Origin of the sequence: Pseudomonas sp. NFACC14, from assembly GCF_900106885.1 — a bacterium.
In the GTDB taxonomy this organism is placed as follows: domain Bacteria; phylum Pseudomonadota; class Gammaproteobacteria; order Pseudomonadales; family Pseudomonadaceae; genus Aquipseudomonas; species Aquipseudomonas fluorescens_AA.
Genome location: NZ_FNOA01000001.1, coordinates 161,722 through 172,924, shown reverse-complemented (window position 1 = coordinate 172,924; position 11,203 = coordinate 161,722). Strand labels below are relative to the sequence as shown.

General features: G+C 60.9%; 9 protein-coding genes. 2 read left to right on the top strand and 7 right to left on the bottom strand.

What is annotated here, in order from left to right; all coding sequences use genetic code 11:
* Positions 1-37: 37 nt before the first annotated feature.
* From BLU85_RS00780 to BLU85_RS00765, 4 genes are all read right to left on the bottom strand, one after another.
* Positions 38-1,006, bottom strand: coding sequence for a TRAP transporter substrate-binding protein (locus BLU85_RS00780; RefSeq protein ID WP_092196523.1), 969 nt, complete (start codon positions 1,004-1,006; stop codon positions 38-40).
* A 58-nt stretch (positions 1,007-1,064) separates the two neighbouring features.
* Entirely contained in the window at positions 1,065-1,970 is a 906-nt protein-coding gene (locus BLU85_RS00775; RefSeq protein WP_092196520.1) for an SMP-30/gluconolactonase/LRE family protein, read from the bottom strand.
* A gap of 42 nt (positions 1,971-2,012) precedes the next feature.
* Positions 2,013-2,834, bottom strand: coding sequence for an NAD-dependent epimerase/dehydratase family protein (locus tag BLU85_RS00770; RefSeq protein ID WP_092196517.1), 822 nt, complete (start codon positions 2,832-2,834; stop codon positions 2,013-2,015).
* A gap of 145 nt (positions 2,835-2,979) precedes the next feature.
* Positions 2,980-4,281: an OprD family porin gene (locus BLU85_RS00765; RefSeq protein ID WP_092289990.1), complete on the bottom strand. Its 1,302-nt coding sequence runs from the start codon at positions 4,279-4,281 to the stop codon at positions 2,980-2,982.
* Positions 4,282-4,983: 702 nt separating this feature from the next.
* Between BLU85_RS00765 and BLU85_RS00760 the strand changes: the two genes are divergently transcribed.
* Together BLU85_RS00760 and BLU85_RS00755 are read left to right on the top strand one after the other, a co-directional pair.
* Positions 4,984-5,328, top strand: a complete 345-nt coding sequence (locus BLU85_RS00760; RefSeq protein WP_092204827.1) for a DUF6124 family protein — start codon at positions 4,984-4,986, stop codon at positions 5,326-5,328.
* A gap of 286 nt (positions 5,329-5,614) precedes the next feature.
* Positions 5,615-6,235, top strand: a complete 621-nt coding sequence (locus BLU85_RS00755) for a TetR/AcrR family transcriptional regulator (RefSeq protein WP_060741719.1) — start codon at positions 5,615-5,617, stop codon at positions 6,233-6,235.
* A 143-nt stretch (positions 6,236-6,378) separates the two neighbouring features.
* On the opposite strand, the gene preA is transcribed toward BLU85_RS00755, so the two are convergent.
* From preA to hydA, 3 genes are all read right to left on the bottom strand, one after another.
* Positions 6,379-7,653: an NAD-dependent dihydropyrimidine dehydrogenase subunit PreA gene (gene preA / locus BLU85_RS00750; RefSeq protein ID WP_092204828.1), complete on the bottom strand. Its 1,275-nt coding sequence runs from the start codon at positions 7,651-7,653 to the stop codon at positions 6,379-6,381.
* Entirely contained in the window at positions 7,654-9,021 is a 1,368-nt protein-coding gene (locus BLU85_RS00745; protein WP_092204829.1) for an NAD(P)-dependent oxidoreductase, read from the bottom strand.
* A 180-nt stretch (positions 9,022-9,201) separates the two neighbouring features.
* Positions 9,202-10,641, bottom strand: a complete 1,440-nt coding sequence (hydA, locus tag BLU85_RS00740; protein ID WP_092204830.1) for a dihydropyrimidinase — start codon at positions 10,639-10,641, stop codon at positions 9,202-9,204.
* Positions 10,642-11,203 lie beyond the last annotated feature (562 nt).

The window sequence follows — 11,203 nt, the reverse complement described above, 5'->3', positions numbered from 1 at the left end:
CGCAGGGCCTTTTTCATGGATACAGATTGAGGGGGGCTTACTGCACGGCTTCGATTTTCTTGATCAGGTCGGCATACGGCGCGCCGTACTTGGCCCGGATCGGCGCGGTGGCGTCGTAGAAGGGTTTCTTGTCGACGGTGATGAACTCGACGCCAGCGGCCTTGAGTTTTTCTTCACTGGCGGCGGACTTCTTGTCCCACAGCACACGCTCTTCCGCCTGGGCGGCCTTGGCGGCTTTTTTCACCATGTCCTGCTGCTCTGGCGTGAGTTTGTTCCAAGTGATTTTCGACATCACGATCGGCTCTGGCAGGATCAGGTGTCCGGTGAGGCTGTAGTACTTGGCGTTTTGGTAGTGGTTGTGTTCGAGCAGGGTCGGCGGGTTGTTTTCCGCACCGTCGATCACGCCGGTCTGCAGGGCGCTGAAGATTTCTCCGGTGTCCATCGCGATACCGTTGGCGCCCATGGCGTTCATCATCTCGATGAACATCGGATTACCTTGCACGCGGATTTTCATACCCTTGAGATCTTCGAGCTTGCGCACCGGTTTCTTGGTGTAGAGGTTGCGCGTGCCGCCGTCCATCCAGGCCAGGGCCACCAGGCCGAATTCAGAGTTGGTGATGCGGTCGAGGATCTCATCGCCCACCGCTCCGTCGATAACGGCGCGCATGTGCGCCTGGTCACGAAAGATGAACGGCATGTTGAACACGTTCACGTCCGGCACCACTGGGCCGACGATGCCGAGGCTGACACGGGACATCTGGATCGCACCGGCCTGCATTTGCTCGATGACTTCTTTTTCCGAACCCAAGACGCCGCCCGGGAAGTATTTGAATTTCAGTTCGCCGTTGCTTTCCTTGGTCAGGGTTTCACCCATGTGTTCCTCGGCGACCACGGTCGGGTAGCCCTTTGGGTGGATGTCGGCGATCTTGAGGTCGAGGGCCTGTGCCGCCTGGGCCAGGAAGGCCAGGGGGAGGGCTGCGATCAGAAGCGTACGTTTGAAATTCATGGTCCATCTCCAGTTTGTTGTTTTTTTTATGGCTCATTCAGCAAAGCGGTGCAGCAGATTATTTCGCGGCGTGTTTCAGCCCTCCAAAAGCGGGTTCGGCCAGGCCCTTGACGCCGGGCTTGAGGGCGAACACGCCACCGGCCAGGGACTGTGGGTCGTTGTCGTCGCCGGGGCGGATCGAGGTGACGAAGAGGGTGTCCAGGCGGCTGCCGCCAAAGGCGCACATGGTGGGTTTTTTCACCGGCACTTCCAGCGAACGGTCGAGACGTCCATCGGGGGTGAAACGGTGAATCAGCCCGGCGTCGTTGGCGCAGATCCAGTAGCAACCGTCGGCGTCGACTGCCGCGCCGTCCGGGCGACCGGCCAGGGGCAGCATGTCGACGAACAGCCGCCGGTTGGACGGCGTGCCGCTGTCGATGTCGTAATCGAAAGCCCAGATCTGCTGGACCAATGGGTGTGAATCGGAGAGGTACATCGTCCGCCCATCCGGGCTGAATCCCAGGCCGTTGGGCACGATGAAACCGCTCAGTTGCGCCTCGACCGGGCTGCGTTGCCCGGCTTCATACCGGTACATCCGGCCTTCGTCGGCGTTGGCGGCCATGTTCAGCACCATGCTGCCGGCCCAGAAGCGGCCCTGGCGGTCGCAACGGCCATCGTTGAGGCGCATGTCGACGCGGCTGTGCTCGACGCTCCCACAGAGTTCGCTGTCGAGGCTGCCGTCGTCATGGGGGTGCAGGCGGAAGAAACCGCTTTCCATGCCCGCGACCCAGCCGCCGTCCCGGTGACGGGCGATGCAGGCAAGCATTTCGGGGGCCTCCCAGCCCTGGATTTTTCCGCTGCTGGCATTCCAGCGTTGCAGGCCACCGCTGGGGATGTTCACCCAATACAGGGCGTTTTCCTCGGGGACCCACACCGGGCTCTCCCCGACGGCGTTGCGTGCATCGACAATCAATTCGGCTTGCATGGTGGTTCCTTTGTCCGTCCGTATCCCATGGAAACAGGCCAATCAGTCGTCGAACGGGCCGGCTGCGACGAAGGCACCGCCCTGGTAGATCCTGGCCGGGTCATCGGCGGCCGGCATTGGCTGGGCCTCGATCTTGTCGCGGAAAATCTCGGAAGTGTCCTTGGGTTGGTAACCCAGGTGCGCGGCGTGGCTGTTGTCCCACCAGACGTCGCGGTTGGCAGACACGCCGTAGACCACGGTGTGGCCGACCTTTGGCGTGTAGAGCGAGCATTCGATCAGTTGGGTGAGGTCGTCGAAGCTCAGCCAGGTGCTCATCATCCGGCGGTTCTGTGGCTCGGCGAACGAGGAGCCGATGCGGATGCTCACGGTCTCGATGCCGTAGCGATCGAAGTAGAAACTGGCGACGTCTTCGCCGTAGGACTTGGACAGGCCGTAGTAACCATCCGGGCGACGCGGGGACAGGGCGTCCAGGGCCTCGTCTTGCTTGTAGAAGCCGATGACGTGGTTGGAGCTGGCGAAGATCACGCGCTTGACGCCATGCTTACGGGCGGCTTCATAGATATGGAATACGCCACTGATATTGGCGCCCAGGATTTCTTCGAACGGGCGCTCCACCGAAACACCCCCGAAATGCAGGATGGCGTCGACGCCTTCCACCAAACGGTGCACGGCCTGTTTATCGGACAGGTCGCACGGCACCACTTCTTCGCTTTCATCGATGGCCGGGGCCATGTTGGCGATATCCGACAGCCGGATATGACGGGCGAAAGGCTTGAGGCGCTCGCGCAGGACTTTGCCCAGGCCGCCGGCGGCGCCGGTCAGCAGCAGGCGATTGAGGGGTTGGCGAATCGGTGTCGTCGTCATGGCATTACCTGAGCAAACAGTGAGTGATATCCGTTGTATAGGCCATATGACCGCGGGCAAAGGGTGACCTTTCCTTGTGGGAGCGAGCCTGCTTGCGAAGGCGCCAGCCCAGCCGCCCCCTCACCAGCAGGCCCACCCAACCGCCTTACAACAAACTGATCGGATAGCTGATGAAAATACGGTTCTCATCGAATTCGTTGGTGCTGTAATCCCGACGCATCGTCGAGTTACGCCACTTCACGTTGAGGCTTTTCAACGCGCCGCTCTGCACGGTGTAGGCCAGCTCACTTTCCCGGCCCCATTCCTTGCCATCGTCGACCGTGGCGGTGTGCACATTGTCACCGCTGATGTAGCGGTTCATCAGGGTCAGGCCCGGCACGCCGACCGCGGCGAAGTTGAAGTCGTGGCGCAGTTGCCAGGATTTTTCCTTGGCATTGTCGTAGCTGGAGTTGTAGCTGTCGTTGGCCAGGGTGCCGCCGCTAGTGCCGTTGACGCGCATCCAGGCGTCGTCGCCGCCGACTTTCTGCAGGCCGACGTAGAAGGTGTTGCCGCCGTACTTGGCCGAGAGCATGGCGAACGCGGTTTTGTTGTCCAGGTCGCCGGCCAGGGCGCTGCCGTCTTCCTTGCCGATGAAGTAGCCGAGGTTGGCGCCCAGGGTCCAGTCGCCGATGGGCTGGCTGTGGGTCAGGTTGAAATATTGCTGCTGGTAGATGTCGGACAGTTCCGCGTACCAGACACCGACCTGGGTGCGTTTTTCATTGAAGGCGTATTCACCACCGCCGAAATTGAAACGGTCGGAGGTGAACGCGCCGCGGCCGTTCATCGACATGTCTTCCATGCTCGCGTCATTGCGCGGGCTGTTGCCACGGAACTGGCCGCCGTAGAGGCTCAGGCCGTTGATCTCGGTGGAGGTCACCTGGCCGCCACGGAAGGTTTGCGGCAGGGAGCGGCCGTCGTCGGAGCGCAGGATCGGCAGCACCGGCATCCACTCGCCGACCTTCAACTCGGTCTTCGACACCTTGGCCTTTAGGGCCACGCCCAGGCGACCGAAATCATCGGCAGGACGACCGTCGTCATGCACCGGCAGCAACTGCGTACCCGCGGTGCCACGGCCGCCGTCGAGCTTGACCGAGTACAGGCCCAGCACGTCCACGCCGAAACCGACCACGCCCTGGGTGAAGCCGGACTTGGCGTCGAGGATGAAGTTCTGGGTCCACTCCTCGGCTTTGCCCTGGGCGTTGTTCGGGTTGGTGAAGTTGCGGTTGAAGTAGGCGTTGCGCAGGTTCAGCGTGGCCTTGGCGTCATCGACGAAGCCTTCGGCGCTGGCGGCCGTTGGTAGAAAGGCGGCAAGGCCGCTGCAACCGAGCAGGACCAGGGCGGGGCTGGCATTGAGAAGGGTACGGCGGTTTGGACGTTGATCGGGCGAAAAACGGACACGTGTGCTCACTTTGACGCTCCCTACTTTTTGTTGTTTTTATTTTTGTCATACGTCGTCGTACAACATGGGAGGGATTATTTGGAAGCGGCTGCTCATTGTCAACTGGCCATTATCGGAATTGTCCAACTCGGCTGTGCTTCAAGATGAGGCGTTTCAATGGCTGTTGCTGGACGAGGTCAAGATCGCAGGCCGTGGCGCCGGGCAGATTTGTGGTTTTAAGATAGTGGGGAGGGTGCTTGGTTGTGCGATGACTGGTCTAAGACATTAGTCGAATGCCCGCGCGCTCATGGACGGTGAGGTCTCTTGTGGCGAGGGGATAAATCCCCTCGCCACAGGTATGTGGTTGATCCTATTCCCAGCCTAAACAGGGTTGTGTTTATTTAGATGTAGGATCGTTCGGGATCGGGCTACGTTGTCTTGCGCCGTTGCCTACACCTGCGCCAGAATCCGCCGGCTTGTGCGCCTTGCGGTCGGGTTTTATCGTTTCCGGGTCGCTGAGGAATCAGCGATCGGGTTTGGTAGCCCGGTTTTTTCTGGCGCAAGTGCACCTGATGCAGAAGATTTTTATGCCTCTGCTTTATGGTGGTCATGCGTAGGGCGTCCTCGGGCGCGCCGGGTGCCAGATGACCGGTCTACCAACCTTCGTATGGCCACCACCCTTCGTTTGGTAGCGAGAGTGATGGCTCCAACTTTCTCATCTGGAGTTTCATCATGTTCAAAGCAACCCCGAATCCACCGAATACCGATCCAACGTCGCCGCGCAAGAAACTCGACGAAGCCGCTGAGCGCGCCCTCGACTACTACCTCAACCCAGAACCGGACAAAACCGAAGCAGCAACTGCGCCCGGCCAACTCTTCACCGTCATCCAAAACGTCGACACCGAAACCCTGCTCGCCAACCTCAGCGAAAACCTGGCCTCGGCCAATGCCATGGTCAATGACCTGGCCTTCGACCTGGAAGGTCCCAGGCGTCACATCGCCTTGGGCATCCAACAATTGATCGAACTGAGCGGATTGCTGGCGAACCGCGCGCTGGATAACGTCGAAGCACGCTAGCCGGCTCACCACCACCCTTGTGGCGAGGGGATTTATCCCCGCTGGGGTGCGAAGCGCCCCTAAAACGACCCGAATGCAATCCCCCCTGACACACCGAGGCGAGGCCTTTAGGGCTGCTACGCAGCCCAACGGGGATAAATCCCCTCGCCACAAGGGGATCTGCGTGCATCCGCCTGAGCGGCAACAGGGCCAAATGTGGGAGCTTGCTCATTCCCATTGGGACCACCCGTGTTTTCGAAGGTGAGTGAATGCTAGTCTTGAGCAACGCTGTTGCCAGGGAGCCCTCATGGGCAATCACAAGATCGAGATTCGTCGCAGTAACGTCGAGAAAATCCTGTTGGCCGCCGAGAAGGTCTTTGCCGAGAAAGGCTTCGGCAGCACCGCCATGGCCGACATCGCCGCCGAAGTGCAGTTACCGCGTTCCAACCTGCATTACTACTTCAGCACCAAGAGTGAACTGTACAGCGCCGTGCTGTTCGATCTGCTGGAGGTGTGGAAGCAGGATGCCTTGTGCTTCGAAATGTTTGACGACCCGCGGGTGGTGCTCAGCAGCTACATCCGCGCCAAGATGAACCACTCCCGCAGCCGGCCCTACGGCTCCAAGGTCTGGGCCAACGAAATCATCCACGGTGCCCCGACCCTGGGCCAGGCGCTGGACGCCAGTCTTTATGACTGGGCCAAGATGAAGGAAGCGAAAATTCGCCAGTGGGTGGAGGACAAACGCATCCTCCCGGTGGAGCCTTCCAGCCTGCTCTACATGATCTGGGCCTCGACCCAGCACTACGCCGACTTCGACCACCAGATCAATATCCTCAACGACCACCAGCCGCTGTCCGACATGCAATTCGAACGGGCGGTGCAGACGGTGACCGGGGTGATTTTGCGGGGGATCGGGTTGGAGCCTTGAGAATTTTTGGTGAAGCTGATGGCCTCATCGCGAGCAAGCTCGCTCCCACAGGGGCCGGTGATTAACACAAAATTTGTGTTCACCAAAAATCCGATGTGGGAGCGAGCCTGCTCGCGATGGCGTCAGCCCTGACACCTCAAATTTCAAACCGCGACATGATAGGGATTGCGCGGATCATGGTTCCAATCCAGAAACGGCTTGCCGGTGTCCACCGTCACCATTTCGATGCAGTCCTGCACCGGGCAGGTGATCTGGCACAGGTTGCAGCCCACGCATTCCTCATCGATCACTTCATATTTGCGCGTGCCGTCCGCCTGCTTGAGGCTGGCGATGGCCTGGTGTGAGGTGTCTTCGCAAGCGATGTGGCAGCGCCCGCAACCGATGCAGGCCTCCTGGTCGATCTTGGCGATGACCTGGTAGTTGATGTCCAGGTACTTCCAGTCAGTGGTGTTGCCCACTGCGCGACCGGAGAACGCTTGCAGATTGGCGTGACCCTGGCTTTCCATCCAACGTGACAGGCCATCCTTCATCTCTTCGACGATGCGAAAACCATGCAGCATCGCCGCCGTGCAGACCTGCACCGCGCCGCTGCCCAGGGCGATGAATTCCGCCGCGTCGCGCCAACTGCCGATGCCACCGATGCCGCAGATCGGCAAGCCTTGGGTCTGCGGATCGCGGGCGATTTCGGCGACCATGTTCAAGGCGATGGGCTTGACCGCCGAACCGCAGTAACCGCCATGGGTACTCTGGCTGCCGACGCTGGGCAGGGCGACCATGCGGTCCAGGTCGACGCTGGTGATGGAGTTGATGGTGTTGATCAACGACACCGCGTCCGCACCGCCCCGATGGGCCGCCCGGGCGGCGACGCGGATGTCGGTGATGTTCGGCGTGAGCTTGACGATCACCGGCAGCGAGCAATAGGTCTTGCACCAGCGGGTCACTTGCTCGACGTACTCCGGCACCTGGCCGACCGCCGCGCCCATGCCCCGTTCCGGCATGCCGTGGGGGCAGCCGAAGTTCAGCTCAATGCCGTCGGCACCAGTGGCTTCCACCAGGGGCAGGATGCGTTTCCAGGATTCTTCGACGCAGGGCACCATCAGCGACACGATCAACGCCCGGTCCGGCCAGTCCTTTTTCACCTGGGTGATTTCCCGCAGGTTGATTTCCAGGGAGCGGTCGGTGATCAGCTCGATGTTGTTGATGCCCAAGACCTCGCGATTGGCACCGTAGTGGGCCGAATAACGCGAGGACACATTCACCGCCGCTGGATCCTCACCGAGGGTTTTCCAGACCACGCCACCCCAGCCGGCCTCAAAGGCGCGGACGACGTTATAGGCCTTGTCGGTGGGTGGCGCGGAGGCCAGCCAGAACGGGTTGGGCGCTTTGATGCCGGCGAAGACAATCGACAGATCGGCCATTTACGCAGCCTCCACGTTAAGCATCAGTTGAGCGTTGATCGCCTCGGCGGCGAGCTTGCCGTGCTGCACGGCCTGCACAGTGAGGTCCTGGTCCAGGCTGGTGCAATCGCCGCCGGCGTAGACACCGGGAATGCTGGTGCACAGGTGTTCGTCCACCAGAATTCGCCCGTCCTGGCGCTTGAGCTCCCGGGCCAGTGGGTCCACCAGTGCGTGGTCATCGAAGGCTTGGCCGATGGCTTTGAAAACGGCGTCGGCGGCCAGGTCGAAGGTCTCGGCACCGATGACCAGCCGACCGTTTTCCAGATGGGTACGGGAAAAGCGCATGCCGCGCACATGCCCGGCGTCATCGAGCAACACCTGTTGCGGTTGGGCCCAGGTCAGCAGACGCACCTGATTGGCCTTGGCGATGTCTTGCTCATGCAAGGTGGCCCCCATGTCCTCGAGGCCGCGACGGTAGACCAGGCTGACGTCCCGGGCGCCGAGGCGAGCCATCTGCACGGCCATGTCGATGGCGGTGTTGCCGGCACCGAGCACGATGCAGCGGTCGGCCAGCGGCAACTGGCTGAGGTCTTCGGCCTGGCGCAGTTCGCGGATGTACTCGGTGGCGGCCAGCAGCCCCGGCGCCTGCTCGTCGCTCAGGCCCAGTTGTTTGCTGGCGGCCAGGCCGAGGCCGAGGAATACGGCGTCGAACTGCTGGTGCAGGTCGCTCAGGCTCAGGTTCTCGCCGAGTTTCTGGCCGTGACGGATTTCGATGCCGCCGATGCCCAGCAGGAAGTCCAGCTCGCGTTGGGCGTAATCGTCCACCAGTTTGTACTTGGCGATCCCGTATTCGTTGAGACCGCCGGCTTTTTCACGGGCCTCGAAAATCACGACGTCATGGCCGTGCATCGCGCTGCGATGGGCGCAAGACAAGCCCGCCGGGCCGGCACCGACCACGGCGATGCGTTTGCCAGTGGTGGCGGCACGTTTGAACGGGTGTTCGCTGAAGTGGGCATTGTCCACTGCATAGCGTTGCAGTTGGCCGATCAATACCGGCGCGCACTCATGGGCGTTATTGCGCACGCAGGCTTGCTGGCACAGGACCTCCGTGGGGCAGACCCGGGCGCAACTGCCGCCGAGGATGTTGGCCGAGAGGATTTTCTGGGCCGCGCCTTGGACGTTGTCGTGGTGGATGTTGCGAATGAACGAAGGAATATCGATCTCGCTCGGACAGGCGTTCACGCAGGGCGCGTCGTAGCAGTACAGGCAGCGAGATGCTTCCAGGTGGGCCTGGCGCGCATTGAGCGGCGGCGCCAGGTCGCTGAAGCGGGCGGCGAGGGTGGCCGGGTCTTCCTGGGAGTGGGGGAGGTGACTCAAGGGCTGGATCATGGAGTGGGCCTCACGGTGTTTGAGGTGCTGCCTCTGGTGGGCAGTGGTTTTTCGGTGTCTGGACTGGCCTTATCGCGAGCAAGCTCGCTCCCACAGGGGATCTGCAGTGCCCATGGCTTTCGCATTCACTCAAATCCAATGTGGGAGCGAGCTTGCTCGCGATTGGCCGAAGGCCTGGGTTCAGCGCTTCACGGCAACCGGCCTGTGCAACTCCGCCCGCTTGCTCAGCAAATCGAACACCGCCGGGTACGCCGGCCGTTCGATGTAGCGCCCGGCGCCGCGCTCGGCCCGCAGGTCGCCGTCGGCCCACACCAGCCGACCCTGGCTGATGGTGTGGCTGGGCACGCCGCGCACGGTCTTGCCTTCGAAGATGTTGAAGTCCACTTGCTGGTGATGGGTCTTGGCTGAGATCGTGCGGCTGCCCTGGGGATCCCAGAGCACCAGGTCCGCATCGGCGCCGACGCGGATCGCTCCCTTGCGTGGGTAGAGGTTGAAGATCTTCGCGGTGTTGGTGGAGGTGAGGGCGACGAAGTCCTGCATCGACAATTTGCCGCTATTGACCCCCTCGTCCCAGAGCACCGCCATGCGGTCTTCGATCCCGGCGGTGCCGTTGGGGATCTTGCTGAAGTCGTCACGCCCGGCAGCCTTCTGTTCGGCGCAGAAGCAGCAGTGGTCGGTGGCGGTGGTGTGCAGGTTGCCGGACTGCAAGCCGTGCCAGAGTGCCTCTTGGTGCCCGCGTGGGCGGAAGGGCGGGCTCATCACGTAGCCGGCGGCGGTCTGCCAGTCGGGATTGCGATAGACACTGTCGTCCAGCAACAGATGCCCGGCCAGTACTTCACCGTAGACCGGCTGGCCCTTGCTGCGGGCGTAGGTGATTGCGTCCAGGGCTTCCTTGGTGGACACGTGCACCAGGTACAGCGGCGTGCCCAGGGTTTCGGCGATGCGGATGGCGCGGCTCGCGGCTTCGCCTTCCACTTGCGAAGGGCGTGACAACGGATGGGCTTCGGGGCCGGTGATGCCCTGGGCCAGCAACTTGCGTTGCAGGTGGTAGACCAGTTCGCCATTCTCGGCGTGCACGGTGGGCACCGCGCCCAGTTCCAGGCAACGCTCGAAGCTCGCCACCAAGGTGTCGTCGGCGGCCATGATTGCGTTCTTGTAGGCCATGAAATGCTTGAAGCTGTTCACCCCGTGATGGCTGACCAGTTCGGCCATTTCTTCGCGGACCTGTTCGCTCCACCAGGTGATCGCCACGTGGAAACCGTAGTCGCTGGCGCTTTTTTCGGCCCAGCCGCGCCATTGGTGAAAGGCTTCCATCAACGACTGCTGGGGGTTGGGAATCACGAAGTCGATGATCGAGGTGGTGCCGCCGGCGAGACCCGCCGCCGTGCCGCTGAAGAAGTCTTCACTGGCGACCGTGCCCATGAATGGCAACTGCATATGCGTATGGGGATCGATGCCGCCGGGCATCAGGTATTGACCGCTGCCATCGAGCACTTCGACAGCGGCGGGAACATCCAGGTTGTCACCGATGGCCTTGATCACGCCGTCGGCGCAAAACACATCGGCGCGATAACTTTCATCATGGGTAATAACGGTGGCGCCACGGATCAACAGAGACATTCCGAGTTCCTCGCAGGCATGACCGACTGTTGCCGGTTCTTTATGTTTTATCGATCACGGTAGGTAAAGTCGTGCCGGTTTAGATTCTTGTCACGACTGTCAGGATTAGACGCTAGCTGGAGTTTATGAAATGAGCAAGATTATTTTTTATAAGCTTATACGTTAATTAACGTATTGAAACTAAAGGATTAATTTATAAATTCACCAAAATGGTGAGCCTGCTCACCATTTTGACGCACTTGACAGGATCGTTATTTGAGCGAGATTTGTCATGGTAAATCAGCGGCTTGAAAGCGTTGCAAGTGCGGTCTAGACACCTCGCGTCGATCCGGGGTGCACCACTTTGAATCCCCCACTCGACAGGGCGTGAAGGTCATCTAGCCTCAAGGGCGGTAAGCAGGGAGTGAAACAAGGCAATAACGTGGCGTTAAAACGTTAAACATCAAAAGGTTGAAAGGGTTATATCGATCATCCGGTCAGCTCGGCGCATTATCCGGCACGGTTATTGAGTGCCGTCGTGGGTCTGGCGGGGTGGTCGGTAGCACGCGTGCAAGTACTCCGG